Below are 25,834 nucleotides of genomic sequence, written 5' to 3'. Positions count from 1 at the left end.
AGTCAGGTTCTGACGCTATTGTTGCATTGGAGGAAGTATGTCATTTGAAAATCCCACCATCCACAAGGGTTTTATCATCAGCGCCACGGCCAGTCAGCGCCGCGACGGCCGCTGGGTCGGTTCCTATATCAGCCAGAACCAGGCGCGCGGCGCGTATGCGGATACCTGCGACTACGACGACTGCAGCAATGAAAAAGAGGCGCAGCAACTGGCGCTGTCCGTCGGCTGGCGCCTTGCCGATGGAATACCGGTACGCTGAAGCAGTGCTAGCGCCGGGTCCGCAAGGCCAGCAGCAGGCCTGCGAGCGGGAACAGCAGGGCCGTGCCCAGACGTACGGGAGTCAGCGAAGCGGTCTCCGCGCCCAGCAGATGCGGCAAGGCCAGCAGTAACAGGGGCGCCGGCACGGCGATGGCAAAGAAAAACAGGTACCACGAGTAGCCATTCTTCTTGGCCAGCAAGGCAATCAGCGCGCAGCCAATCAGGAAGACCAGCGGTAGATTCACAAATTCCATGGTGTTGAGTTTTTATGCGGGAAAGCGCGTCATTATACGCGCCGCCCTCGGTGATCGGATGGGCAGGCCAGCGTCAGTTGCCGACGAAATCCGGCGGCCGCGGCACCTGCCTGTTCTCCGCCGGCGCATCGGCTGGCAGCAGCGCCTTGATGGCGCCGTTATAGATCAGTTCCTGGGCATACGCCGATGCCTCGATCAAGGCCGCATGCGCGGACTTGAAGCTGCTGGGCGTTTCTATCAGCACGGGCTTGGCATACACCTGCTGTGTATCGCCGCGCTTGCTGATCAAAATCATGCCCCGATAGCGGCCATCCTTCTCCAGCGCCCCCGCCACATGAAATTCGTAACCCCTGATCCGGTGTTTTTGTTGCTGATCCATGTCTCCCGCCTCCAGACCTGATTGTCCCGGCTTTGAACCATCAATTCGATTGGAATAGTGGGCCATTTGATTTGGATCAAGACCACTAATTCAAGCCACGGTTCAACTAACGTCTCGACGGCTGCCGCAAGCGTAGCGAGCGGAGGGGATATGTGGCCGAGAAGCGCAACCGTACATGAGTACGGTGAGCATCGCAGGTCGCAAAGCCCCCCGCGCAGTAGCTTGCGGCAGCCGTCATCACCCAGCGCGAATGGCGCGGATCTGCTGGGCCGTTTCTTCGATCTCCCGATACGCTTCCTGGATATAGCCATTGATCGGATGCGCATCCATCCATTCGTAATAGGCGCGCTCATCGTGCTTGATGGCAAAGGGAATGTGGTGGTCGCGTATCGATTCGGCAGTCTCGCGCACCAGCGAGGCGAAGAGCAGCTCCAGAGTTTCCATGATGGTCACCTTGCGAGACAGGAATGCAGAGCATTCAATGTAGCACAAAGCGGGCCGACGGCGCCGCCAGCGGCTGTGCCGTGCGCGCCGCAGATTCAGGCCGGATGGCCGATATGCTCGTACAAGATCACGCAGCCGATGATGATCAGCACCAGGCCGCCCACCAGTTCGGCGCGCCGGCCCGCCACCGTGCCCAGCACGCGGCCCAGCATCACGCCCAAGGTCACCATGACGAAGGTGGAAAAGCCGATGGCGGCCGCCGTGACGACGATGTTGGCGCCCAGCAAGGCCAGGCCCGCGCCGACCACCATGGCGTCGATGCTGGTGGCCAGGCCCGTGACGGCCAGCACCCAGAACGAGTGCGACTGGGCCGGCGCTTCGTCCTCGTCGGCGTCGGACAGGGCATTGCGTATCATCAACAGGCCGATGATGCCCAGCAGGCTGAAGGCGATCCAGTGGTCCCACGCTTCCACGTAGGGCGCGGCCACGCTGCCCAGGGCCCAGCCGATGATGGGCGTGATGGCTTCGATGACGCCAAAGATCAGGCCCGTGCGCAGCGCCTCGCGCCATTGCGGCTTGTGCAGGGCGGCGCCCTTGCCCACGGCGGCCGCGAAGGCATCGGTGGACATGGCGAGGGAGAGGGCGGCGGTGGCGGCGAAATTCATCGTTGGCTTTCTGTGGAACCTGGCTGGGATGTGTGTATAAACTGGAAACCCGGCGATTTTACCCCAGGTACAGCACCACGGCAGAGGCCAGCAGGCAATACGCGCCAAAGAAATGCCAGCGGCCCTGTTCCAGCCAGCGCGACAGCCAGCGCAGTGCCAGCAAGCCGGCCAGGAACGAGAGCAGCATGCCCAGCAGGCTGGGTCCCAGCAGGTGCAGCAGGCTGTTGCCGTGTTCCAGATGGTCCAGACTGCCATTTGCCACGGCCTGGTAAAAGCGCCAGCCCTCCTTGGCCAGCACGGCCGGCGTCAGCACCACGGCCAGGGCAAAGCTGAATTCTTCCGCACGGCGCTGCGGCACGCCCATGGCGATGCCGGCCGAAATGGTGGCACCCGAGCGGGAAAAGCCCCGGAAGGGCAGGCACAGGCCTTGCACGGCGCCGATCAGCATGGCCTTGCCGATGGACAAGGTGCCATGCTGGCGCGCTTGCAGGCGCGACGACACGATGATCAGCACGCCAGCGGCGGCCAGCGCGGCGGCCATCAGCTTCGCGTTGCCGAACAGGTGCTCGATTTCAAAGCCGGGCGCATCCTTGCTCATGACGTGCGTAATCGCTTTCAGCAAGCCGAAGCCGACGATGCCCGTCAGCGCCGTGGCGGCCGCGAGCAGCAGCACATTGCTGCGCAAGGCGCTGGCCGATCTGAAATACGTGGCGCGCCAGGATGCCCAGAAATACACGATGACGGCGAACATGGTGCCGGTGTGCAGCATCACCAGCAGCATGGTCAGTTCCGGCGAGGTGGGATCGAGGCCCATCCATTTTTCCGCCATGATGACGTGGGCGGAGCTGGAGACGGGCAGCAGTTCGGCGAAGCCCTGGACGATGGAAAGTATAAATAGTTGCAAAAAGCTCATGGGGACGGGACTCGGGCCGGGGAAGATGGGCCGCCGATTTTACCCGCCAGTGGCGGCGGGCACGGCCCCCGCCAGATTACAGTTTGTCCATGTTTTATTGGCTGACCGGCAACTGCGGCTTGAATACGGCGCGAAACGCCTTCAAGGCCGCCGGGTGATAGATGGTGCCATGGGTTTCGGCCGGCATCTTTTCCAGATGCCATTGCAAGCCCGGCGGCGCCTGTTTTGCCAGTACCTCGGCCAGGCGCTGCACTTCGACGGCGATGCCCGCTTCGCTGCTGGACGCCAGGTACAGGCTGCGCTTGCCCGGCTTGCCCTTGGCCAGCAGGGCCGCCGCCTGGCGCGGCAGGGCGCCATGATTCCACCACAGGCTGGGGTCGAACGCCAAATAGTGGTCGAACAGCTGCGGTTCCAGCAAGTATGTTTCCACCACGAACAGGCCCGCCAGCGATTCGCCGACGATGGCCGTTTCGCCTGTCGTGCGGTAGCGCCGTTTGACTTCCGGCATCAGTTCATCGCGGATGAAGGCCCGGTAGGCCGGCGCGCCGCCCACCACGGGGGCGATCTTGTGGTCTTCCGCGCTCTGCGTCGGGCCCGTCAAGTCGCGCCGGCGCTGCGTGTTTTGCATGCCGACCAGCATGAAGGGGCGCATCGTGCCATTCGCCACCGACACTTGCAGCAAGCCCGCCACGTGCAAAAAGTCTTCCGCCACGCCGCCGTCCGGCATGTACAGCACGGGCAAGGGCGCGTCGGGTGGGGTATCCCAGGCGCGCGCCATGTACACGTTGATGTGGCGCTGTTCCTGCAGCGCCTGCGAATCGATGTTGAAACTTTCACCGATGACCAGCGGGGTGGCCGCGCTGGAAGTAGCCGTAGCGGCCGGTATGGCATGGGCGAGGTGGAAGGGGCTGGACAGCAGCAGGGCGGCGGTGAGGTGCAGTGCAAGGCAAGAGCGGCGCATGTTTTCCTGTGATAAGTAGTTGGATCGATGGCATGTACTCGTATAGACATGCCATCAAGCAATTCTATCTCATCTTTCTTGTCTTTGATGCAGCCTTACCTGATCGTCAAGAGCTGCCGCTCACGCACGATACCGGCCTTGTCGAGTGTATAGGCGACCAGCAGCGCGCCATCGTCGGCACAGGCATGGCAGCTCTTCAGGGGCGTGGAAAACAGCAGGCGCTGGCCGCCCTCGTCGGTGGCCGTGCTGCCAATAAAGTCGGCGGGGGCGAACGGCACGGCGTCCGGGTGGGCGGCGGCAAACGCGCGCCAGGCCGGTGTGGCGCGGTCTTCCTCGCGCACGGCGTCCTCGTCGACGTCGATGGCGGCGCCATCGCTGCCGATCAGCAAGCTGCCTTCATTCGTGTTGGCGCGAAACGGATAGGTGACGGTGGCCAGGGCCGCCTTGCCCAGCGGGCGCCAGGCGGAGATGAAGCCCGCCTTGTTCGCCTTGACCAGCATTCTGGCGGCGGCGATGGCTTGCGGGCGCGCGCCGGAGCGCTGCATGGTGCGCAGCAGGCAGACGTCGGGCGCGGTGGGCGACTCTTCGCTGCGGCAGGCCGACAGCGAGCGTTCCTGCCACACGGCGCGCGCGTCGATGGGGTTTGCCGGCTGGGATTGGGCATGGGCTGCCTGCATGGTGACCAGAGCGGAGAAGGCAAGTGCGGCGCAGCCGGCTGCATGGCGGGAAAAGCGTGTGGGCATGGGGAATCCTTTCAGTGCGGGAAACAAAATGGCGTGACCGATTATAGAAGGCGGGCCGCACCGGCCTGCGCACCGCAGGCCCGTTCAGCGCCGCTTTGCCGCCGCCTGGCGCAGGGCTTTGGCTTCCTGCTTGTTGGGCAGGTGCGGGCGCGTGGCCAGCTCCGCCTTGACGGCGGCGATGGCGGCGCCGAACAGCAGTTCCGCCTGCTCGGCGCTGGCGCCCGCATAGTGCCGCTGGTTGGACTGGGCGGCGCGTAGCCGGCGCAGCAGCGCCAGCAATTGCCTGCCGTGCAGGGCAGGCAAGTCTTGCGCCAGCACTTGCTCGACCACCGCGCCTTCCACATGGTCGGGGTCGAGCAGGCGCAGCAAGGCCAGGCCTGCAGGCTGCGGTATCAGGGTATCCATCCGGCCATTCTAAACGACGCCGGGATTACAGGTATTCCCAGATTTCATCGAAAGTTTCGCGCGCGAAATCGTTGCGCCAGGCTTCCGAATTCTTTTCGCGGCTGACGGCAAACACGGCGCGCCAGGTCTGCTTTGGCGAGCTGGTATAGGTGGCGGCGATCTGTTGCAGGCCGGCCTTGCATTGCTCGACCTTGCAGCCGCTCTTCGCCAGTTGCTGGGCGGCAGGCGCCCATGCCACCGGTACCTTGACAACCTGGCATTCGAAGCTGACGGCGGCCGTCTGCATGCCGTTTTCCACCGTCACCGGGTCCGCCTTGGTGGCTTGGCACGCGGCGCCATTCTTGGCGGCGATGACGTTCGCCGCCAGCAACTCGGCGGCCGGCGTCACGGCCGCGCGCATGGCTGCCGGGAACAGGTCGGCGATCAGCTTGCCGGTTTCCGCTGGAAACTTGGCGTCCGCCGCCTTCAAGTCGCTGTACGACGCATATTCGGCGCTTTGCTTGCCTGCAAGGCGCGTGGGGCGCAGGTAGGCGTTGAGTTTGGCGACGCTGGCTTCATCCTGGTTGATGATGGTCTTGATGTACAGATTGGCGACGTCCAGCGGCGCCAGTTCCACGGCGTCGGCGGCAATGGCGGGCTGCGCCAGCGCCACGGCGGCGGCAAAGGTTGCGGCCAGCAGGGCGGTGCGCGATGTTGCTTGTATTTGGTGCATGTAATTTCTCCACAATTCAATGTCAGTCAGGCGCCAAAAAATGCTTTATGGCAACTATGGCGCCCGCATTATAAATGGTGAAAGTCATAACGTTGCGCACGGAACGTTGCACACCTCAGGCGTCGGTCTTGCTCGCCGCTGCCAGCAAGGCCAGCAGCAGCTCCTTGCGCCGGCCGTCCGCCTTGCGCGCCAGGGTGGCCAGTTTTTCCAGCTTGCCCCAGACCGGATACAGCATGTGCTCGATCAGATAGCCTTCCAACCCTTGCAGTTGCTGGCAGAACAGTTCCAGCTTTTCCACCTCTTCCAGTTCCGCCTGGATTTTCACCTTGGCGCTATCCGTGCAGGCTCGCAGGCACGCCGCCAGCACGGGGATGGACTCCGTCGTCACGCCGTGCTGCTCGGCAAAGGCCGCCGTGAACTGGTCCTGCACGCACTGGTGTTCCTCATCGACGTTGGCCATGTAGTGCTGTACCAGGGGGAAATAGCGCGCATCGAGCAAACCCAGGCCAAACGTGGCGTAGCTGCCGGGCATGCAATTCTTTTCGCCTTCCGTGTCGGCATAGAATTCGAATTCTTCGATGGCCGCGCGCGCATAGGCTTCCAGTTGCGGCTGCAGGCAGGCATGGGCGAGGGCGTTGGCAAAGAAGCGGTGCGTGTCGGATTTCGCCAGTCCCTTGATGGGCAGATATTGCTTGGTCTTGGCCTTGAGCTTGATCTGGTAGCTTTTCGGAAAACCGTTTTGCAGCAACTGCGTGACGAACGCCAGCGCCTGCGCATACGCGTCTGGCTCTTCGCGGGCGATCGTGATGCTGATCGTGGCAAACACATCGTTGGCGCGGCATTCCAGCAGCGCATTTTTCAGGTGGATGTCGGCATCGGGGAAGGTGCCGCTGCCTTCCTGCAGCATGCGCACGGCCCGTTCGCTGCCCAGTTCGCGCGCGATTTCCAGGAACTTCAAGCCCTTGGATTTGGCGTAGCTGGCGTCATGGCGCAAGATCATCACGGCGCCGTACAGCAGCAGCTCGATCGGCTGCAGGGTCTGTGCATCGGGCGCCGCGCCCGCTTTCAGCGTGTATTCCGTGGCGCGGTAGGCGGACAGCGCGCGGTCATAAAATTGCGGCAGGAAAACGTTTTCCGCCCATTGCGTGATGGCGCGGATGATATCGGCACGGTGCTTGGCCAAGCAGTCCGGCTGGCTCTTGTTCAAGGCCTGGATGTGTTCGTATTGGGCGATGCTCCAGGCCACGTCGAGTTGCGGGAACAGCTGCGGGTCGAGCAGGTGGCGCGCCAGGAAGAACGTTTCCAGCGGCTTCGTCGGATGCTTGCCATGCGTGAGCTTTTGCCCGATGTACGCGTGTATGTTTTCCAGTAAGGCCTGGCGTTTATCCTCGTTGACGTATTCCAGCAACGTCAGGTGCAGCTTGCCCTGCGCCGTCTGGAACTTGCCGCGGCAGGTGAAGCGGTAGTCGATCATCGGCGTGTCCACCAGCGGCGCCAGGCGGGCCTGTACCACGGCCGTCAGTTGTGGCACGACACCCTCGCGCATTTGCACATCGTCAAGGCGCGCCGCCGTGCCGGGGCGCGCGTCGTCGTCGAAGCCGAGGTCGAGATCGTCGGCGATCGCGCGCCCTGGCTTGTAGTCGAGCAGCAAGTCATTGAAGATGCCCGCTTGCAAGGTCGTGCGCTGGACGGATTGCTCCAGATCCGTGCGCTGCAGGCGCTCATCGAACCAGGCGTGGATGGCCGCCGTCATTTCCTGTGTTACCAGCTCTACAAGAGTACTCATCAGTATCGTCGTCTTTCCTTGCGCGTGACAGCGCCACCGGCTGCCGTCACGGTCATGTTTGACTGTTAATATAAAGCACTATTTTAGGTGCCGGGCTTGGTCGCGACAAGGGCCGCACGGGCGTCAGGACGGGGCAGTGAGAAAGCGCGCGTCGATGTCCTCTGATTGCGGGCCCACGGTAATCGTGGTGTGCCAGCCGGACGGCTTGTCGTTGCCGTCAAACAAGGCGATGCGCGTGTGGATGAACAGCACCGAATACACGCCCGATTTCATGTCGCGGTTCAAGTCCCAGTGCATCAATTCGATGGCTTCGCCCATGCGCGGCAGATGGGCACCCGGCGGCAGCAGGATGTTCTGGTTGATGAATTGCCTGCTCGGACCCGGCTCTTTGTGGCGCGGATCGATGTAGCGGAATGAAACGCTGGTAACGATGTTTTGCATCTGGGGCACCGGCCTGGTTATGTATGCGGTGACAATAGCACAGGGGATGGCCGACGCGTGCGCGCAAGTATGCAGGTATGTACGGTAACAGACGGTGCTTGACGGGTCATCGCGCTAGGCTGGGTGGTTCTGAATCATTGAGATTGCCGAAAACGCCATGATGCATTTATTCCTAGCGGAAAATCGCGCCGAGCTGGAGCGTCGTTGCCGTGACAAGGTCGCCAACCGGCCCCTGCGTTGTTCGACTGAAATACAGTTAAGGGAAGGCATTCCCATCTTCCTCGATCAGCTGATCCGCACCCTGAAGGCGGAGGAGATGGGCCAGATGGCGAAGAGCCTGGCCATTTCCGGCCCCGCGGATGGCAGTGCGGAGGGCACATCGGAACTGGCCGACAGCGCCACCACGCACGGCGGGCAATTGCTGGCGCTCGGTTATTCGGTCAGCCAGGTGGTGCACGATTATGGCGACCTGTGCCAGGCTGTCAGCGATCTTGCCGTGGCGCTGGACGAGCAATTTGCCGTCGAAGAATTCAGAACGTTGAACCGTTGCCTCGATAACGGCATTGCCGAAGCTGTCTCCGAATTTATCCAGCGGCGCGATGTGCTCATCGCCGACGAGCAGGCCGTGCTGCTGAGCCAGCGTATCGGCTTTTTCGCCCATGAGCTGCGCAATCACCTGGGCACGGCCGGCCTGGCTGTCGCCGCCATCAAGCAGGGCGGCATGGGCGTGACGGGCGCCACTGGCGCCGTGCTCGACCGCAGCCTGGTGGGTTTGCGTACCTTGATCGACCGTTCGCTGGTGGAAGTGCGGGTGGAGGCGGGCCTGACCTTGCAGCGTTCGGTGTTCCTCTTGAGTAATTTCATCAGTGAAGTGCGTAATTCGGCCAGCCTGGAAGCGGAGTTGCTGCGCTGCACTTTGATCGTGGACGAGGTTGATCCCTTGCTGCAGCTCAATGCGGACCAGGATTTGCTGCTCTCCGCCGTGGGCAACCTGCTGCAGAATGCTTTCAAGTTTGGCTCGCCGAAGGGCACGGTGGTGCTGCGCGCGTATGCGCACGGCGAACGGATCAGGATCGAAGTGAGGGACAACGGCGCCGGCCTGTCGCCGCAGGCTGTGGATGACATGTTTCTGCCCTTTACGCAAGGCGGCGCCAACAAGACGGGCCTGGGACTGGGCCTGTCGATTGCCCGGCGCAGCGTGGAAGCGAATGGCGGCGCCCTGAGCGTGGAAAGCGTGCCTGGCCATGGCTGCGTCTTCATCATCGACTTGCCACGCCATGCCGCTGCTGCGGCCAACGTCGCCACATGAACGGCGGCGGCCATGCCCTATGACATCCTGCGCGACAGCATCGCGCTCGAACCGGCGGGCGACGCCGTCCGCTTTCATCTGACCGTCTTCGGCGTGGAAAAGACTTGCCGCATCAGCGTGACGGCCTTGCGCAGCCTGGATCAGTGCCAGGGCGGCGACTGGCTGGTCATCTTCGACACCCACCGCCTGCGCATCGGCCAGCGCGCCTTCGCTTATCTGAGCCGCGACCTGCTGGTCAGCAGCGTGGCCTTGCGGGCGCTCGATTTCTAGCTGTTGCCCTGTGCCAGCCAGTCGCGCGGCGACAGCCTGGTGCACGCGCGGAAGGCACGGGTGAAAGCCGGCTGGCTGGCATAGCCCACTTCCAGCGCGACCTCCTGCACCAGCCGGCCTTGCTGGAGCAGCGCCTGGGCGCGCAGCATGCGCTGGCCCGTCAGGTATTGGGCCGGCGGGCAACCGATGGCCGCGTGGAACTGGCGCGCGAAGCGGCTGCGCGACATGCCGCACAGGGTCGCCAGCGATGCCACCGTCCAGTGGCGCCCAGGATGGTCGTGCATGGCCGCCAAGGCCTTGGCGAGGGCGGGGTCGGACAGGCCGAACAGGCGCGCCGCCGAAATCAGTTTGCCGGCCAGCGCATGGCGCAGCAGCTGGACGATCAGCACGTCGCACAGGCGGTTGAGTACCAGTTTCTGCCCCAGTCCGCCATGCTGCGCCTCGTCGACCATCAGCCCGAGTACGCCATCCATGGCCGGCGCCCGCGCCAGCGGGACGTGCAGGCAGGGCGGCAGGCTGTCGATCACGGCATCGTCGCCGCCAGCCAGGCGGACGGTGGCGCACAACAGTCGCGCCGTGCCACCGCCCGTGTCGAGTCCATGCGCCAGCGGGCGGGGGTAGAAAACCAGCGCAGGCTGGTCGACCCGCAGCCGCGTGCCGTCCTCATGGGTGAAGGTCGCCGGTCCCTGCCGCACGAGGTGCAGGTGGCCAATTCCGGGCTGGGCCGGGAAGTGGCTGCTGCCGCAAAACGCCCCCTCGAAGAAGGTGTCGGCAGAAAAGTCCAGGCGCATCAGCAAGGCAGACAGGCGATCCATAGGGCAACAAAGAGACGGAAAGATATAAATTGTAGACTAAAAGCAACTAATGTTTCCATTTTTATCGCTATGATGATGGTCCGATGTTTGTCCTGGACAACATTTTCATCTCGCGCCACCTGAATGGAGAATCACTATGGCATTGTCCAACTTAAAGATCGGCACCCGCCTGTACCTGGCCTTCGGCGCCGTCGTCGCCGTGCTGGCGATCCTGGTCGCTTCCGCACAAGCGAATTTGGCGCGGCTCGGCGTCGCCAACGGCTTGAACGTGCATACCTACGAAGTGCTGGGGGAGGCCAGTGGCCTGCTGGAAAGCCTGATCAATATCGAAACGGGCCAGCGCGGCTTCGCCCTCACCGGCAAGGATGGCTCGCTGGAGCCGATGGCCCTGGGTCAGCGCAGTTTTGGTGAGCACTTGCAGAAGATCCGCGCCCTGACGGCGGACAATCCGGCGCAGCAGGAGCGCCTGGCGGCGCTCGAGCAGACACGACGGCAATGGCAAGCGAGCGCCATCGATCCCGTGATCGCCCTGCGCCGCGCGGCGGCGGCCGATGGCAGCCTCGAAGCGGTCGTCGCGGCCGAGCAGGCAGGCAAGGGCAAGGCGGCCATGGATGCGATGCGTGTGTTGCTGGCGGACATAGGCAAGACGGAAAGTATGCTGCTGGCGCAACGCGCCGATGAGGCGGCCGCGCTGAAATGGCGCACCAATGTGGTGCTGCTGGGCGGGGGCGCCGCCGCCGTCGTGCTGGCGGCAGTCCTGGCCATCTTGTTGACGCGGAATATCACCGTGCCGCTGGCCGAAGCCGTGGCGCTGGCCCAGCGCGTGGCGCAGGGCGACCTTGGCAGCGACATCGTCGTGCGTTCGCAGGATGAAACGGGAGAATTGATGGCGGCCCTGCGCGACATGAATGCCGCGCTGGTGCGCATCGTGGGCGAGGTGCGCGGCGGCACGGAGACGATCGCCACGGCGTCGAGCCAGATTGCGGCAGGCAATATGGACCTGTCGTCGCGCACGGAACAGCAGGCCAGCTCGCTGGAAGAAACGGCGTCGTCGATGGAAGAGCTGACGGCGGCCGTCAAGCAGAATGCGGACAATGCGCTGGCGGCGCGCTCGCTGGCGTCGGCGGCGTCGACCGTGGCCGTCAAGGGCGGCGCGGTGGTATCCGAAGTGGTGCAGACCATGGGTTCGATCAATGCTTCCTCGCGCAAGATTGCCGATATCATCGGCGTGATCGACGGCATCGCCTTTCAGACGAATATTCTGGCCCTGAATGCCGCCGTGGAGGCCGCCCGCGCGGGCGAACAGGGACGCGGTTTTGCCGTGGTGGCCACGGAAGTGCGCAACCTGGCCCAGCGTTCGGCCAGCGCCGCCAAGGAAATCAAGGGCTTGATCGATGATTCGGTGGAGAAGGTGGGCACGGGCAGCAAGCTGGTCGACCAGGCCGGTGCCACCATGCAGGAGGTGGTCGATAGCGTCCAGCGCCTGAGCGCCATCATCGGCGAGATCACGGATGCGAGCGAAGAGCAGCGCCTCGGCATCGAGCAGGTGAATGAAGCCATCAGCCAGATGGACCAGGTGACGCAGCAAAATGCGGCTCTGGTCGAAGAGGCGGCGGCAGCGGCCAATGCCATGCAGGATCAGGCGGCGCAGCTGTCGCACGCCGTGCAAGTGTTTCGCCTGAAGGACGCGCCATCGGCCACGCAGACCGGTGTGGCACGGCCAGCCGGGCATCGGCCCCTGGCCTTGACCATGCGCGGCTAGGCACCTGTGGCGTGGCGCCGCAGGCGGCGGCGCATGACATTTCCGCACAGATCATCAAGTAAATGCAGGTATGGCTGGACGGAAATGTTACATCTGGGTATTCTGCGCATCTGATACTTATTTCTATACAGAAAAAAGTAAGAGGGCGGTTCGTGCTGGCGGCAAGGCGGCTCGCACGGTCAGGCAAGGTCAGGCATGCAAAGGTGAAGTCGCCCGCTTGCTGAGCGAAACGGTCGTATTTCGGCTCGCAACGGGCAGGGAAACAGTGCTGTCATCTTTAAAATAGTAGGAGAGGTTGCTCATGGATGCAGAAAAGGATGTTGTGTACGGTACAGAAGATTTGTTGATGAGTTTGTGCAACTCGGTGGTTCGGGTGCTCAACGTTGCAACGCAAAGTAGAGTCAATTACTCAGGCATGGTGCAGCGCATCACCAAGACCGGCCTGAAGCCGGACATCGGTTGCTTCGTGATGTTCGATGGTGGTTTCACGGGTCTGGTGGTGCTCAATTTTGCCGCCGATACGGCGATGGAAATCTACGAGCGCTACATGTTGCACATGGGTATGCCGAAGTCGGAACTGGCCAATTTCTACACGTCCGATGAAGTGTCGAACATCATGGGCGAACTGATGAACCAGATCGTGGGCGACTTCACGGGCAAGGTGCGCCGCGAACTGCAAACGAATATCACCCAGAGCCAGCCGAAGATGCTGGTGCTGAACAAGCAGGTGATGCTCAGCGTCGATACGCCGCTGGACCGCCCGGAAATGCGTCGCGTCACCTTCTACACGGAAAAGAACAACATTTTCTATCTGGAACTGGCGATCGACCGTACCGAGTTCATCAAGCTGCACGATTTCGATTCGCGCGAAGTCGATGCCGATTCGCTGATGGATACGGAATACGCGAACCGCGAACGCGGCGCTGCCCCGGCGCCTGCAGTGGAACCGGAAGACGACGACAACGCCGACCTGCTCAAGTCGCTGGGCATGTAAGCCACTGTATCTGAACGTGGCCGGCGGCATCTTTGCCGCCGGCCGCTGCCGTTTACAGCCGACAAGGCTTTGCTCCGGGCGCGTCCCTGCAAGATCACTTCCCCTGCTATTGTGGAAACGTCAATGTTTCCATGCGGCGCCTGCCGACCATGCCGCTCTGCTGGCTGTCATCGAGCGACCAGTACTCAAGCGCATACACATAACTGCCATCGATGATGGTCAGCGTTTCCTTCTGGCGGCCGTTGGGCGCCTTGTAATACAGGCGCCGCGCGGGCCTGCCATCGACCGTCTGCTTGAATGACTGCGGCGACATCGTGACGCGCTTGCCAGTCTTGCCCGCCATCGACATCGCCGTGATCGTTACGTAGGCCCTGTCCGGGCAGCGCGCCAGCAGGTGCGCGCCGCTCAGTACGGTGGGCTGCGCCTGATCGAGCGGGAAGCCATACGCTTGCACGCCGACGATATCGATGCATTCCATCTGCTGCGCCAGGGCCGTCAGCGCGGCCGGGTCGAGCGCGCTGCTCAAGTGTTTTTCGGCGGCCTGCGCCTGTCCCAGCGCCCAGCGGCGCTGCAGTTCGGCCAGCGAAATGTCGCTGGGCACGGGCAGCGGCGCGGGGGCGTCCGGGTCGGCGGCGCTGGACGTTTCCGCCTGCATGCGCGCGGCAACAGAGTGGCTGCTCCCGGCTGTGCCATCGAGGGCGTGGGCGAATGGCGCGGCGCTGGCGAGGGCCATGGCCAGCGATAAGGCCGCGTGTGTCAGCATGAAATCTCCTGCGATTTGCTACAAGTGACACGCATTGTGTCCCAGATTGCTTGCGCATGCGCGCACCTTGCTACCGTGCGGCCATCGCCGACGCAATCTCGATCGAACTCAGTTTCCAGCTCCATACGCCATGGCGCAGCAGGACCAGTTCGCCTTCCTGCGCATGGCCATCCTTGGCGCGCACGACGAAGGTGTTTACGCCGGCATAGCCTGCCGCATAGTCGGCCTTCTTCCGTGCGCCATCGGCCGGCGCATCTGCCGTGTCGCTCGCTTGCGGGCTGACGGCGCTTTTGTTGACCAGCGCGACGACGCCTGCGGGCGAGACCATGGTGTCGACCATCTTGCCCAGCATGGCGCTGGCGATCGACTGGCCCAGGGCGGCCAGCGGGTTGCCGCTGCCGGCTGTCGCCTCGATGCTGCGCGCCATGCTGGCCTCCAGCTGCGTCTTGACGCTGGCGCGCAGGGCGGGGAAGTCCACGTGTGCGGCCAGGGCCTCGGCGTTGCGTTCGGCCAGCGCGGTCTTGATCTGGTGCAAGGCGTAGTACGGCGAAGCGTAGGCGGTGGCGGCGACGGCAATGACGGCCACGGCGGCGGCGAGGGTGATTTTTTTCAAGTGATGCCTGCGAGGTGGTGAGTGGAGACGGATGCCACGCAGGGTATCCGCTAAATGGAACTGCGGCAATGGTATTTTCTTGCCATCATCTGCTGCCTGTATTTTTCCGCATTTGCTCAAGGTGCTCTCGCAGGGCCACTATGGAGTGGAAGAGGATGGGTGCTGTATAATGGGAGAAAAGTACTTAACTAGCTGTTTTAACTGAATAAAGACCCAATATCACATGCTATCAACCGCAAATATTACGATGCAGTTTGGCGCCAAGCCATTGTTTGAGAATATCTCCGTCAAGTTCGGCGACGGCAACCGCTATGGCTTGATCGGCGCCAACGGCTGCGGCAAGTCGACGTTCATGAAGATCCTGGGCGGCGACCTGGACCCGTCGGGCGGCAATGTCATGCTCGATACCAACGAGCGCCTGGGCAAGCTGCGCCAGGACCAGTTCGCGTTTGAAGACATGCGCGTGCTCGACGTGGTCATGATGGGCCACACGGAAATGTGGGCCGCCATCCAGCAACGCGACGCGATCTACGCGAACCCGGAAGCGACCGACGACGACTACATGCAGGCGGCCGATCTGGAAGGCAAAGTGTCCGAATACGACGGCTACACGGCCGAATCGCGCGCGGGCGAACTGCTGCTGGGCGCCGGTGTCGCCATCGAGCTGCATCAAGGCCCGATGAGCAATGTCTCGCCAGGCTGGAAGCTGCGCGTGCTGCTGGCGCAGGCGCTGTTCTCGAATCCGGACATCCTGCTGCTCGACGAGCCGACGAATAACCTGGACATCAACACGATTCGCTGGCTGGAAGACGTGCTCAACGAGCGCAACTCCACCATGATCATCATTTCCCATGATCGCCACTTCCTGAACCAGGTCTGCACCCACGTGGCCGACATGGACTACGGCACCCTGAAGATTTACCCGGGCAACTACGACGAATACATGTTCGCCTCGACCCAGGCGCGCAACCAGCAGCTGGCCAACAACGCGAAAGCGAAAGACAAGGTTGCCGAGCTGCAGGAATTCGTGCGCCGCTTCGCCGCCAACAAGTCGAAGGCGCGCCAGGCGACGTCGCGCGCCAAGCAGATCGAAAAGATCAAGGTCGACGACATCAAGCCATCGTCGCGTGCCTATCCGTTCGTGCGTTTCGACGGCGAAAAGAAATTGCACCGTCTGGCCGTGGAAGTCGAGAACATCTCGAAAGGCTTCGATCGCCAGCTGTTCAAGAATTTCAGCATCATGGTCGAAGCGGGCGAACGCATCGCCATCATCGGCGCCAACGGCGCCGGCAAGACCACCATGCTGCGTTGCATCGCGGGCGACATCGCCGGCCTGCAGCCGGACCAGGGCCGCGTGAAGTGGGCGGAAAACGCCAATGTCGGCTACATGCCGCAAGATCCGACGGAAGATTTCGCCAAGGACACGAACCTGACCGACTGGATCGGCCAGTGGACGAAAGAGGGCGACGATGACCAGGCTGTGCGTTCCATCCTGGGCCGCCTGCTGTTCGGCGGCGACGATGTGAAAAAAGCCGTCAAGGTGTTGTCCGGTGGTGAAAAAGGCCGCATGATGTACGGCAAGCTGATGCTGGGCCGCCACAACGTGCTGATGCTCGATGAGCCGACCAACCACATGGACATGGAATCGATCGAGTCGCTGAACATCGCGCTGGAAAAATACGCGGGCACCCTGATCTTCGTCTCGCATGACCGCGAATTCGTGTCCTCGCTGGCCAACCGCATCATCGAGATCAAGGAAGATGAAGTGGTCGATTACCGCGGCAACTATGAGGATTACCTCAGAAGCCAAGGGATTGATTAATTATGTAGGGTAACGTTTCGTCGGATTACGCGCTGTGCGCTAATCCGACCTACGTCACAGTGAGTTGACTGGGTTGGTCGCGTAGGTCGGATTAGCGTAGCGTAATCCGACATTACAATGCCAGCTGCAACGCCAACCGCCAGCACCACACCGACGCGCCGCGGTCCTTTCGTTCCGGCGCCCCAGCTTCATTGCGTTCGTGCCGGTCTATCCCGTTTTTGTTTGACACAGCCATGCAAACTTTAGCCATCAAGTCCGTCGAGTATGAACATCCCCAAGACGGAGCCAGCTGCACTGCCCACGCCTGGGCACGCACGCCAGCGACGCCTTCCCCGGCTGAAAAAGCCGAACTGATCACGCGCATCAAGCGCCTGCTGATCGAGCGCGAAGCCGTGCTCGTTGCCCACTATTACGTTGATGCTGACCTGCAAGACCTGGCCGAAGCCACGGGCGGCTGCGTCTCCGATTCCCTGGAAATGGCCCGTTTCGGGCGCGACCATCCGGCCAAGACCCTGGTCGTGGCCGGCGTGCGCTTCATGGGCGAAACGGCCAAGATCCTCAGTCCCGAGAAAACCGTGCTGATGCCCGACCTCGACGCGACCTGTTCGCTCGACCTGGGCTGCCCGGTGGACGAATTCACGGCCTTCTGCGACGCCCATCCGGACCGCACGGTCGTCGTCTACGCCAACACCAGCGCCGCCGTCAAGGCGCGCGCCGACTGGATGGTGACCTCGTCGATCGGCCTCGACATCGTCGCCCACCTGCATGCGCAGGGCAAGAAAATCCTCTGGGCACCGGATAAACATCTGGGCTCGTACATCCAGAAGCAGACGGGCGCCGACATGCTGCTGTGGCAGGGCAGCTGCCTTGTGCACGACGAATTCAAGGGCATCGAACTCGATTTGCTCAAGGAAGAGTATCCGCAAGCCAAGGTGCTCGTGCATCCGGAGTCGCCCGCCAACGTGGTGGCGCTGGCCGACATGGTGGGCTCGACGTCGCAAATGATTGCGGCAGCGCAAACCATGGATACGGACACGTTTATTGTCGCCACCGACAACGGCATCCTGCACAAGATGCGCGCGGCCGCGCCGGGCAAGCGTTTCATCGAAGCGCCCACGGCCGGCAACAGCGCCACCTGCAAGAGCTGCGCGCACTGCCCGTGGATGGCCATGAACGGCTTGCTGAACCTGGCGGAAACGCTGGAAAACATGCACAACGAAATCCACGTCGATCCCGCCGTCGGCCAGCTGGCCGTGCGTTCGATCAATCGCATGCTCGACTTCGCCGCCGCCAAGAAGGCGGGCCTGAAGCCGGGTGCGGACCTGGCAAAAGAAACCACATTGTTCCAAGGAATCGGTCCAGCATGAGTACCCTCGTTAATTCTTTCGCTCCCTTCGATCCGGCCCTGGCGCGCGCGTTCGAAGGCAATCTGCTGGCCGCCTTGCTGGAAGACGTGGGCCAGTGCGACCTGACGGGCGAGCTGGTGCCGCCCGACCATATCGTCACGGCTAGAGTCATCGTGCGCGAAGCGGCCGTGTTGTGCGGCGCGCCGTGGTTCGAAGGCATCATGAAAAGCCTGGACCGCAGCATCGACATCGTTTGGCATTACGCCGAAGGCGACATGATGACGGCCGACAGCGTTGTCTGCACGATCGAGGCGCCGGCGCGCGCCTTGCTCACGGCCGAGCGCAGCGCCCTAAATTTCCTGCAACTGCTGTCGGCCGTGGCCACCGCCACGCGCCGCTATGTCGATGTGGTCGCCGGCACGAAAGCGTCCATTCTCGATACGCGCAAGACCCTGCCGGGCCTGCGCCTGGCGCAAAAGTATGCGGTGCGCGTCGGCGGCGGCAAGAACCAGCGCCTGGCCCTGTACGACGGCATCCTGATCAAGGAAAACCATATCGCGGCGGCGGGCGGCGTCAGCCAGGCCCTGGAAAACGCGCGCAACCTCGACGCGGGCGTGCCCGTGCAGATCGAGGTGGAAACCCTGGCGCAATTGCAGGAAGCGCTGGACGCGGGCGCCGTTTCGGTGCTGCTCGATAACTTCAGCAACGACATGCTGCGCGCAGCCGTAGCCCTCACCAACGGCCGCGCCTTGCTGGAAGCGTCGGGCGGCATCCATGCCGATACCGTGCGGGCGATTGCCGAAACGGGCGTGGACCGCATCTCGATCGGCAGCCTGACCAAGGACGTGCGGGCCACCGATTACTCCTTGCGCATCGTCGGCTGATGCGAACCGGGCGGCGCCTGCTGGCCTTGGCGCTGCTGTGGCCCGTGTTGCTTGTGCCATCGCAGGCGCCAGCCCGGGAGCTGCTGGCCGTGGGCGCGCAGTTCGAGCGCGTGTTCGAGTATCAAAGCAGTGGCGAGTATGGCGGCCTGGGCGCGGAACTGCTGCGCCTGATGGCGGCGCGCACGGGTCATACCGTGCGTTTTCGCATGGTGCCATGGGCGCGCGCGCAAGCCATGCTGGTGCAGGGCCAGGCCGATATCTTGATCGGCCCGTACAAGACGCCCGAGCGTATCGCCAGCATGGGGTTTTCCGACAAGCCGTTTTACCAGGACCAGATGGTCTTTTATACGCGGCAGGACGCCAGTTTCGGCTGGGATGGCGACTACGCGGTGCTGAAGAGCCGCAGGGTGGTGCTGCTCAACGGCTGGGCGTATGGCGCGGAGTGGGAGCGCATGCGGCCCGGCTTGCAGGTCAGCGTGGCGAACAACGTGGAAAATGGCTTGAAGATGCTGGTGCACAACCACGTCGACGTGTTCGTCAGCAACCGCCGCAATACCGACCCCGTGATTGTCCGCCTCGGCTATGGGCGCCAGGTGAAACCATTACCCAAGGTCATCGACGTACAGAATGGCTATTTCGCCTTCCCCCGTTCACCGACCTTCGACAAGCTGCGCCTGCAGTTCGATCAGGAATTGAATAACCTGATCGAGACGGGCGAACTGAAACGGCTGGGCAAGCGCTACGACGTCGGCGTGCCCTGATACTGCCGTATCTTTACGGCGTTTGACGCGCCGCAAGCATCCGGCCAGGACCGGTTATACCCTGATGACAGGCAGCGCAACGCTGCCCACACGCAGAAGGGGAACGCCATGAAAACGCATACCATTCAGCAGGTCGTTTGCGCCTGCTTCGCCGCGGCGCTGGCCGCGGCCCTGTTTGCCTGCGGGGGAGGCCATCATCACCACCCGCCGGCCGCGAGCACCTATGCGGCTACCAGCCTCGTGTCGGACAGGCCCGCCTTGCCGGCCGCGCACACGGACCCCAACCTCGTCAACGGCTGGGGCGTGGCCTTCAATCCACGCGGCTTCGTCTGGGTGGTGGCGAATGGCACGGCGAAGTCCACCTTGTATGACGGCAACGGCGTGCCGCAATCACTGGTGGTCAGCACGCCGGCGGGGCCGACCGGTATCGTGTTCAACGGCACGCAGGACTTCAAGCTGAGCCAGAACGGCGTGACGGCGCCCAGTCCCTTCATCTTCGCCAGCGAAAGCGGCAGCATTTCCGCCTGGTCGCCCACGGTCAGCCCGACGACGGCCGTGGTCGTGTTCGACGGCAGCGCCGGCGGCAGCGTCTACAAGGGCCTGGCCATCTCGCGTTATGCGAACGCCAATTATCTGTATGCGGCCGATTTCCACAACGGGCGCGTCGACGTCTTCGATGCCAATTTCGCCAGGGTCAGCTTGCCCGGCGCGTTCAGCGACCCCGGTTTGCCGGCCGGCTATGCGCCGTTCGGCATCCAGGCCAGCGGCGAACGCATCTTTGTCGCGTACGCGAAGCGGGAGGCGAGCGGCGACGATGAAGAGGCTGGCGCCGGCCTCGGTATCGTCAATGTGTATGACACGGGCGGCACATTGATCAAGCGGCTGGTGAGCGGCGGCGCCCTGAATGCGCCCTGGGGCATGGCGCTGGCACCGGCCGATTTTGGCAGTGCCAGCAATATGTTGTTAGTGGGGAATTTCGGTGACGGCAAGATCAACGCCTATGACCCGTCCACGGGCGCCGCCGGCGGTCCGCTGCGCAAGGCCGATGGCACGCCGCTGGTGATCGATGGCCTGTGGGGCATCGCCTTCGGCAATGGCCTCAACAGCCAGCCCGTCAATACGCTGTTTTATGCGGCAGGGCCGGATGATGAGACGCATGGGCAATACGGGCGCATCGATTTGCAGTAGGAGGCACGTCCCCGTGTGCCCGCGGGCGGCACGGGGACTGGTCATGCTTACAGCTGGCGCGCCTCAAACGTATTGCACTGGGCAATCTGGCCGCTTTCGATGCCCTTGCTGAACCAGCGTACGCGCTGCTCCGAGGTGCCGTGTGTAAATGAATCGGGCACGACATGGCCTTGCGACTGGCGCTGCAGCGCATCGTCGCCGATGGCCGTGGCCGCCTTCAGGGCCGCCTCCACGTCGCCCTGTTCCAGGATCTTGCGGTCGGCGTTGGCGTGATACGCCCACACGCCGGCAAAGCAGTCGGCCTGCAACTCCAGGCGCACGGACATGGCATTGGCCTGGCGCTCCGAGGCCGTGCGCCGCGCATTGTCGACTTTTTCGGACAGGCCCAGCAGGTTTTGCACGTGGTGGCCCACTTCATGCGCGATCACGTAGGCTTCGGCAAATTCGCCCGAGACCTTGAAGCGCTGCTGCATCAGCTTGAAGAAATCGAGGTCCAGGTAGACTTTCTGGTCGCCGGGGCAGTAAAACGGCCCGCTGGCGCTCTGGCCCGTGCCGCACGCGGTCGGCGTGCTGCCCGAGAACAGCACCAGCTTGGGTTGCACATAGCTGCCGCCTTCGGCCTTGAACAGGGCGCTCCAGGTGTCTTCCGTATCGGCCAGCACGGTTTTCACGAAGCGGGCCATCTCGTCCGATTCGGGTGGCTGGCGCGCGGGCGCCTGGCTTTGCTGGGTGCTGACCTGGCCGCCACCGCCGCTGAGCAGATTGAGCAAGGTCAAGGGATTGACGCCCAGCACATACGAGCCGACCAGGGCGATGACGATGGTGCCGATGCCGATCGAGCGCCCGCCGAAACCGAAGCCGCCGCCCCCACCACCACCACCGTCTTCGCCACGGCGGTCTTCCACATTGTCGCTTTCGCGGTTGCCTTCCCATTTCATGATCTTTACTCCTGCTGCAATGATTTTTATTGATGCCGCATAAGACGCTGCGGCTGTTTTTGTAACTATGTGTCGTGATTATCTCAGCAAACGTGGCTGCGCACAGGCTTATCGCAGGGCTATTTTCAGGAAGGGCGCCGTGCGGCTGGCCCGTGTTTTCGCCACCTGCGCCGGCGTGCCGCTGGCCACGATGACGCCGCCGTCGTCGCCCGCACCGGGGCCGATGTCGATGATCCAGTCGCTGGCCGCCAGCACGCGCATGTCGTGCTCGACGGTGATGACGGTGTTGCCGCCAGCCACCAGGGTATCGAGCTGGGCCAGGAGGCGGTCGATGTCGGCCGGGTGCAGGCCCGTCGTGGGCTCGTCGAGGATGTACAGGGTGTCGCCCCGCTGGGGGCGCTGCAGCTCCGTGGCCAGCTTGACCCGCTGCGCTTCGCCGCCCGACAGTTCCGTGGCCGACTGGCCCAGCCGCAAATAGCCCAGGCCCACGTCGGCCAGCACGGATAAGGGGCGCTCCAGGGCCGCCTCGCCCGCGAAGAAGGCCAGCGCATCGTCGACCGTCAGTCGCAGCACTTGCGCGATATCCTTGCCCCGGTAATCGACGGTTAACGTTTCCGCGTTATAGCGCGTGCCGTGGCACACGGGGCAGGGCGTATAGACGCTGGGCAGGAACAGCAGTTCCACCATGACTTGTCCTTCGCCTTCGCAGTTGGCGCAGCGGCCCTTGCCGAGGTTGAAGGAAAAGCGCCCCGCGTCGAAATGCCGGCGCCTGGCGGCCGGCGTGGCGGCAAACAGCTTGCGCACGTGGTCGAACAAGCCCGTGTAGGTCGCCAGGTTGGAGCGGGGCGTGCGGCCGATGGCTTTCTGGTCCACCGTCACGAGGCGGCCGATGGCTTCCAGGCCGCCGGCGATGCGCCCGCCCGTGGGCGCCGCCATCTGCGCCAGCGGCGCCTCGTCGATCTCGTCCGTTGCCGTGCCCTGGCCCAGGGCGGCGCTCACCAGTTCCACCAGCGCCTGGCTGACGAGCGTGGACTTGCCCGAGCCGGACACGCCCGAGACGCTGCACAGCACGCCCAGGGGAAAGCGCGCATCGAGGCTGCGCAGGTTGTTGCGCGTCACGCCGGCGACCTCCAGCCAGCCGGCGGGCGCGCGGGGCGTGCGTCGCGGCGCCGCTTCCTGCTCGAACAGGTAGCGCCGCGTCTGCGACTGCGCCACGGCGCGCAAGCCTGCGGGCGCTCCGCTGTAGAGGATTTTCCCGCCATGCTCGCCTGCATGCGGACCCACGTCGACGATCCAGTCCGCTTTGGCGATGACGTCCAGGTCGTGTTCGACGACAAACAGCGAGTTGCCGGCCGCCTTCAGACGCGCCAGCGCGCGCAGCAGCGCCTGCGTATCGGCCGGGTGCAGGCCCGCCGACGGCTCGTCGAGCACATAGACGACGCCAAACAGGCTGGAGCGCACCTGCGTGGCCAGCCGCAGGCGCTGCAATTCCCCCGGCGACAGCGTGGGCGTGCCGCGCTCGAGGCTCAGGTAGCCCAGGCCCAGGTCCAGCAGCACCTCCAGGCGGGCTCCCAGGTCTTGCGCGATGCGCTGCGCGACGATGGCCTTTTCCGGGTGCCGCTTGCCATCGCGCAGCCTGGCCTTGCCGTCCGCGTAGGGCACCATCAGGGCCGCCAGCTCCGCCAGGCTGAGGCGCGACATGTCCGCGATATCGAGGCCGGCGAAGCGCACGCTCAGCGACTCAGGGCGCAGGCGCTTGCCGTGGCACAGGGAACAGTCGGCGCCCAGCATGTAGCGCGCCACGCGTTTTTTCATTTGCGCGCTGGGGCTGCTGGCGAACGTCTGCAGCACGTACTTGCGCGCGCCGGTGAACGTGCCCATGTAGCTGGGCGGCAGCTTGGCCTTGAGCGCCGCGCGGGTTTCCTGCGGCGTCAGGCCCGCATACACGGGCACCACCGGCTGCTCGTCCGTAAACAGGATCCAGTCGCGCAGCTGCCGCGGCAGCGCGCGCCATGGCGTATCGACGTCATGGCCCAGTGAGGTGAGGATGTCGCGCAAATTCTGGCCATGCCAGGCCGTGGGCCAGGCGGCGACGGCCCGCTCGCGGATGCTCAGGCTGTCGTCCGGCACCATCGAGCGTTCCGTGACGGCATACACGCGGCCCAGTCCGTGGCAGGCGGGACAGGCCCCTTCCGCCGTATTGGGCGAGAACGATTCCGCGTACAGCAGCGCCTGGCCCTTCGGATAGTCGCCCGCGCGCGAATACAGCATGCGTAGCAGGTTGGACACCGTGGTGACGCTGCCGACCGACGAGCGCGTGCTGGGCGCGCCGCGCTGCTGCTGCAAGGCCACGGCGGGTGGCAAGCCGTCGATGCGGTCCACCTCGGGCACGGCCATCTGGTGGAACAGGCGGCGCGCGTACGGCGAGACCGATTCCAGGTAGCGCCGCTGCGCTTCCGCATACAGCGTGCCGAAGGCCAGCGAGGACTTGCCCGAGCCGGACACGCCCGTAAACACCACCAGCGCGTCGCGCGGGATGTCCACGTCCACGTTCTTGAGGTTGTGTTCGCGCGCGCCGCGCACGCTGACATGGCCGGCAAGGGGAGCGGCGGACGATTGTTGTCGGGACATGGGGCGGCCTCATCGCTATAAAAGGCCATTCTGGCGCTACTCCGCAGACTCTTCCGTTCCACCGCGCACACAAGCGCGTTGTGGGACGACAATGCGGGAGGCAAAGAAAACGTTATAAAATCAGCCATTTTCCACGGAACCGCGCCATGACCGACCTTCTGCACGCCACGCCCGCCGCCATCGTCCAGGCCCAACTGGACGCCTACAACGCCCACGACGTGCCCGCCTTGCTGGCCATCTACGCCGATGATGCACAGCAATTCCAGCACCCGGATACCTTGCTGGCCACGGGCAGCGCGCAGATCGGCCCCCGTTTCGCGGCCCGTTTCGCCGCCAGCCGGCCACAGGCGCAGTTGCTCAACCGCATCGCCTGCGGCAAGCTGGTGATCGACCATGAAATCGTCCACGGCGACACGCCGGACGGTGTTTCCGCGCAGGAACTGGTGGCAAGCTATGAGGTGGAACAGGGGCGCATCGCGCGTGCCTGGTTCAGCTTTGGCGCCCTGACGTGCCTGCGCGTGGCGCTGCCGGCCGACGTGCCCGCCATGAACGCACTGATCGCCCGTTCCGGCGTGGCATTGAGCGCGGGCTTTTATACGCCGGAGCAGGCCGCAGCCGTGACGCGCCACGTGTTTGGCGTCGATACGCAGCTCGTTGCCGACCGGACGTATTTCGTCATCGAGCGCGACGGCGCCATGCTGGCCTGCGGCGGCTGGAGCCGGCGCGCCACGCTGTACGGCGCCGACCGCGCCAAGAGCGGGCCGGACCCGCTGCTTGACCCGGCCAGCCAGCCTGGCCGCATCCGCGCCTTTTTTGTCGAACCGACAGCCGCGCGCCAGGGCCTGGGCAGCATGTTGATGCGCCATTGCGAACGCCAGGCGCTGGCCGCCGGTTTTACGGCGCTGGAACTGGCTGCCACCTTGCCCGGCGTGCCGCTGTACCTGGCCAGCGGTTTTGCCATCACGGAAGATTTTTACCTGGACTTGCCCGATGACATCAAACTGCCGCTGGCGCGCATGCACAAGCGGCTGTAAGGCTGCTTACCAGGGCAACGGCGCCGGCTCTCCATTGGCATGCTCGCCGTAGTACAAGGACGGCAGAAAGCGCGAGAGGTAGGTAAATTCGCTGTAGCAATGGCGCAGCAGGTTCAGGCCCAGCACGTCGGGCACGTCCTGCACGGGGTTCAGGCTATTGCGCCCCAGCAGGAAGCGGCTGCGCAGCACGCAGCCCGTGGGCGTGTCGCGCGTCAAATGCAGCATTTCGCCGTCGAGCGGGTCGCCCTGCGGATCGAGCACCACGTGGTCGCCAAAGCCGATGCGCGCGCAGATGGCGGCCGACAGGGCGCCGCTGTCCCTGGCCTGCTGCAGTTGCGCCGGATCAAAGACTTCCTTCGGATCGTGGAACTTCAGCTTGGCTTTCACGGGTGCAATGTCGCCCAGGGACTCCACCGCCTCGATCGACGCGCCGTAATAACTCTCTCCCTTTTTCCACGCGCTGTTCCAGCCATGATGGGCCACGTGATCGTGCGGATGCCACCACTTGATGTGCTGCGTCGTTTCGAAAAACGTAAACCACCAGTCCAGCATGCGCCCGCTGCAGCCATGCAGTTCCGTGCGCGCCGCCACCAGCAGGCAACCGTTGTCCAGGCGCGTGATGCCCGTTTCCAGGTGCAAGGGAAACGGGTCGAGCAAGTCGCCCGTGTTGGCGATGCTCCATGGGAATTCAATAGGCTGCGTCATGTCGTTCTCCTTTGTTGGGGGTGAGACAATTATATATT

At 63.7% G+C, this 25,834-nt stretch carries 28 protein-coding genes; 11 read left to right on the top strand and 17 right to left on the bottom strand.

The window, feature by feature from the left end:
• Window positions 1–37: 37 nt before the first annotated feature.
• Window positions 38–259, top strand: a complete 222-nt coding sequence (locus tag ACP7DW_RS05675) for a hypothetical protein (protein WP_426054275.1) — start codon at window positions 38–40, stop codon at window positions 257–259.
• 7 nt (window positions 260–266) lie between these two features.
• Here the strand turns inward: ACP7DW_RS05675 and ACP7DW_RS05670 are convergent, their stop codons facing one another.
• The 11 genes from ACP7DW_RS05670 to ACP7DW_RS05620 all read right to left on the bottom strand — a co-directional run bounded on the left by ACP7DW_RS05670 (window position 267) and on the right by ACP7DW_RS05620 (window position 7,961).
• Complete coding sequence (locus tag ACP7DW_RS05670) at window positions 267–512, bottom strand: hypothetical protein (protein ID WP_426085193.1); 246 nt, start codon at window positions 510–512, stop codon at window positions 267–269.
• Window positions 513–585: 73 nt separating this feature from the next.
• Window positions 586–957 carry a hypothetical protein gene (locus tag ACP7DW_RS05665; RefSeq protein WP_426054273.1) on the bottom strand — a complete coding sequence of 124 codons (372 nt, stop codon included), beginning with the start codon at window positions 955–957 and terminating at the stop codon, window positions 586–588.
• A gap of 171 nt (window positions 958–1,128) precedes the next feature.
• Window positions 1,129–1,335: a hypothetical protein gene (locus ACP7DW_RS05660; protein ID WP_298400260.1), complete on the bottom strand. Its 207-nt coding sequence runs from the start codon at window positions 1,333–1,335 to the stop codon at window positions 1,129–1,131.
• Window positions 1,336–1,430: 95 nt separating this feature from the next.
• Window positions 1,431–2,000 (bottom strand): manganese efflux pump MntP, encoded by a 570-nt coding sequence (gene mntP, locus ACP7DW_RS05655; protein WP_099763654.1) that lies wholly within the window; start codon window positions 1,998–2,000, stop codon window positions 1,431–1,433.
• 58 nt (window positions 2,001–2,058) lie between these two features.
• Window positions 2,059–2,913 carry an undecaprenyl-diphosphate phosphatase gene (locus ACP7DW_RS05650; protein ID WP_426054272.1) on the bottom strand — a complete coding sequence of 285 codons (855 nt, stop codon included), beginning with the start codon at window positions 2,911–2,913 and terminating at the stop codon, window positions 2,059–2,061.
• A gap of 94 nt (window positions 2,914–3,007) precedes the next feature.
• Window positions 3,008–3,874, bottom strand: coding sequence for an alpha/beta hydrolase (locus ACP7DW_RS05645; protein WP_426054271.1), 867 nt, complete (start codon window positions 3,872–3,874; stop codon window positions 3,008–3,010).
• 95 nt (window positions 3,875–3,969) lie between these two features.
• A complete protein-coding gene (locus ACP7DW_RS05640; RefSeq protein WP_426054270.1) occupies window positions 3,970–4,617 on the bottom strand; it encodes a hypothetical protein in 648 nt (215 codons plus the stop codon).
• Between the two features lie 84 nt (window positions 4,618–4,701).
• Window positions 4,702–5,022: a hypothetical protein gene (locus ACP7DW_RS05635; protein WP_426054269.1), complete on the bottom strand. Its 321-nt coding sequence runs from the start codon at window positions 5,020–5,022 to the stop codon at window positions 4,702–4,704.
• Between the two features lie 25 nt (window positions 5,023–5,047).
• A complete protein-coding gene (locus ACP7DW_RS05630; RefSeq protein ID WP_426054268.1) occupies window positions 5,048–5,734 on the bottom strand; it encodes a hypothetical protein in 687 nt (228 codons plus the stop codon).
• Window positions 5,735–5,849: 115 nt separating this feature from the next.
• Window positions 5,850–7,520, bottom strand: coding sequence for a DUF6138 family protein (locus tag ACP7DW_RS05625; RefSeq protein WP_426054267.1), 1,671 nt, complete (start codon window positions 7,518–7,520; stop codon window positions 5,850–5,852).
• 123 nt (window positions 7,521–7,643) lie between these two features.
• Window positions 7,644–7,961 carry a hypothetical protein gene (locus tag ACP7DW_RS05620; RefSeq protein ID WP_426054266.1) on the bottom strand — a complete coding sequence of 106 codons (318 nt, stop codon included), beginning with the start codon at window positions 7,959–7,961 and terminating at the stop codon, window positions 7,644–7,646.
• A 157-nt stretch (window positions 7,962–8,118) separates the two neighbouring features.
• Between ACP7DW_RS05620 and ACP7DW_RS05615 the strand changes: the two genes are divergently transcribed.
• Together ACP7DW_RS05615 and ACP7DW_RS05610 are read left to right on the top strand one after the other, a co-directional pair.
• Window positions 8,119–9,270: a sensor histidine kinase gene (locus tag ACP7DW_RS05615; RefSeq protein WP_426054265.1), complete on the top strand. Its 1,152-nt coding sequence runs from the start codon at window positions 8,119–8,121 to the stop codon at window positions 9,268–9,270.
• 12 nt (window positions 9,271–9,282) lie between these two features.
• Window positions 9,283–9,540: a DUF1488 family protein gene (locus ACP7DW_RS05610; protein WP_426054264.1), complete on the top strand. Its 258-nt coding sequence runs from the start codon at window positions 9,283–9,285 to the stop codon at window positions 9,538–9,540.
• On the opposite strand, the gene ACP7DW_RS05605 is transcribed toward ACP7DW_RS05610, so the two are convergent.
• Window positions 9,537–10,355: a cupin domain-containing protein gene (locus ACP7DW_RS05605; protein WP_426054263.1), complete on the bottom strand. Its 819-nt coding sequence runs from the start codon at window positions 10,353–10,355 to the stop codon at window positions 9,537–9,539. The genes ACP7DW_RS05610 and ACP7DW_RS05605 overlap by 4 nt on opposite strands.
• A 136-nt stretch (window positions 10,356–10,491) precedes the next feature.
• Between ACP7DW_RS05605 and ACP7DW_RS05600 the strand changes: the two genes are divergently transcribed.
• Both ACP7DW_RS05600 and ACP7DW_RS05595 read left to right on the top strand, forming a co-directional pair.
• The gene (locus ACP7DW_RS05600) at window positions 10,492–12,117 is read left to right on the top strand and encodes a methyl-accepting chemotaxis protein (protein WP_426054262.1); all 1,626 of its coding nucleotides are present in this window, start codon (window positions 10,492–10,494) and stop codon (window positions 12,115–12,117) included.
• A gap of 301 nt (window positions 12,118–12,418) precedes the next feature.
• Window positions 12,419–13,111, top strand: coding sequence for a DUF3334 family protein (locus tag ACP7DW_RS05595; protein ID WP_099763664.1), 693 nt, complete (start codon window positions 12,419–12,421; stop codon window positions 13,109–13,111).
• A gap of 106 nt (window positions 13,112–13,217) precedes the next feature.
• Here the strand turns inward: ACP7DW_RS05595 and ACP7DW_RS05590 are convergent, their stop codons facing one another.
• Window positions 13,218–13,874 carry a hypothetical protein gene (locus tag ACP7DW_RS05590; protein WP_426054261.1) on the bottom strand — a complete coding sequence of 219 codons (657 nt, stop codon included), beginning with the start codon at window positions 13,872–13,874 and terminating at the stop codon, window positions 13,218–13,220.
• 70 nt (window positions 13,875–13,944) lie between these two features.
• On the bottom strand, window positions 13,945–14,487 hold the full coding sequence (locus ACP7DW_RS05585) for a DUF2939 domain-containing protein (RefSeq protein ID WP_426054260.1): 543 nt from the start codon (window positions 14,485–14,487) through the stop codon (window positions 13,945–13,947).
• Window positions 14,488–14,710: 223 nt separating this feature from the next.
• Here ACP7DW_RS05585 and ACP7DW_RS05580 point away from each other — a divergent pair, with 223 nt between their 5' ends.
• The 5 genes from ACP7DW_RS05580 (at window position 14,711) to ACP7DW_RS05560 (ending at window position 20,488) form a co-directional block, all read left to right on the top strand.
• Entirely contained in the window at window positions 14,711–16,309 is a 1,599-nt protein-coding gene (locus tag ACP7DW_RS05580) for an ABC-F family ATPase (protein WP_071077220.1), read from the top strand.
• 233 nt (window positions 16,310–16,542) lie between these two features.
• Complete coding sequence (gene nadA, locus ACP7DW_RS05575) at window positions 16,543–17,676, top strand: quinolinate synthase NadA (protein WP_092604999.1); 1,134 nt, start codon at window positions 16,543–16,545, stop codon at window positions 17,674–17,676.
• Window positions 17,673–18,539: a carboxylating nicotinate-nucleotide diphosphorylase gene (nadC, locus tag ACP7DW_RS05570; RefSeq protein ID WP_426054259.1), complete on the top strand. Its 867-nt coding sequence runs from the start codon at window positions 17,673–17,675 to the stop codon at window positions 18,537–18,539. The genes nadA and nadC overlap by 4 nt, the downstream gene beginning before the upstream one ends.
• On the top strand, window positions 18,539–19,300 hold the full coding sequence (locus ACP7DW_RS05565) for a substrate-binding periplasmic protein (protein WP_426054258.1): 762 nt from the start codon (window positions 18,539–18,541) through the stop codon (window positions 19,298–19,300). The genes nadC and ACP7DW_RS05565 overlap by 1 nt, the downstream gene beginning before the upstream one ends.
• A gap of 108 nt (window positions 19,301–19,408) precedes the next feature.
• Entirely contained in the window at window positions 19,409–20,488 is a 1,080-nt protein-coding gene (locus tag ACP7DW_RS05560; RefSeq protein ID WP_426054257.1) for a TIGR03118 family protein, read from the top strand.
• 47 nt (window positions 20,489–20,535) lie between these two features.
• Here ACP7DW_RS05560 and ypfJ read toward each other — a convergent pair whose 3' ends face one another.
• Entirely contained in the window at window positions 20,536–21,426 is an 891-nt protein-coding gene (gene ypfJ, locus ACP7DW_RS05555; protein WP_426054256.1) for a KPN_02809 family neutral zinc metallopeptidase, read from the bottom strand.
• Window positions 21,427–21,534: 108 nt separating this feature from the next.
• The gene (locus ACP7DW_RS05550) at window positions 21,535–24,057 is read right to left on the bottom strand and encodes an excinuclease ABC subunit A (RefSeq protein ID WP_426054255.1); all 2,523 of its coding nucleotides are present in this window, start codon (window positions 24,055–24,057) and stop codon (window positions 21,535–21,537) included.
• Window positions 24,058–24,203: 146 nt separating this feature from the next.
• On the opposite strand from ACP7DW_RS05550, the gene ACP7DW_RS05545 reads away from it, so the two are divergent.
• Window positions 24,204–25,091, top strand: a complete 888-nt coding sequence (locus tag ACP7DW_RS05545; protein WP_426054254.1) for a GNAT family N-acetyltransferase — start codon at window positions 24,204–24,206, stop codon at window positions 25,089–25,091.
• A gap of 6 nt (window positions 25,092–25,097) precedes the next feature.
• Here ACP7DW_RS05545 and ACP7DW_RS05540 read toward each other — a convergent pair whose 3' ends face one another.
• The gene (locus ACP7DW_RS05540; RefSeq protein WP_426054253.1) at window positions 25,098–25,796 is read right to left on the bottom strand and encodes a DAPG hydrolase family protein; all 699 of its coding nucleotides are present in this window, start codon (window positions 25,794–25,796) and stop codon (window positions 25,098–25,100) included.
• Window positions 25,797–25,834: the final 38 nt, after the last annotated feature.

The sequence above is a fragment of the Janthinobacterium sp. PSRC1-1 genome, from assembly GCF_049897525.1.
Taxonomy (GTDB): domain Bacteria; phylum Pseudomonadota; class Gammaproteobacteria; order Burkholderiales; family Burkholderiaceae_D; genus Janthinobacterium; species Janthinobacterium tructae.
This window is presented reverse-complemented; position numbering and strand designations above follow the sequence as displayed.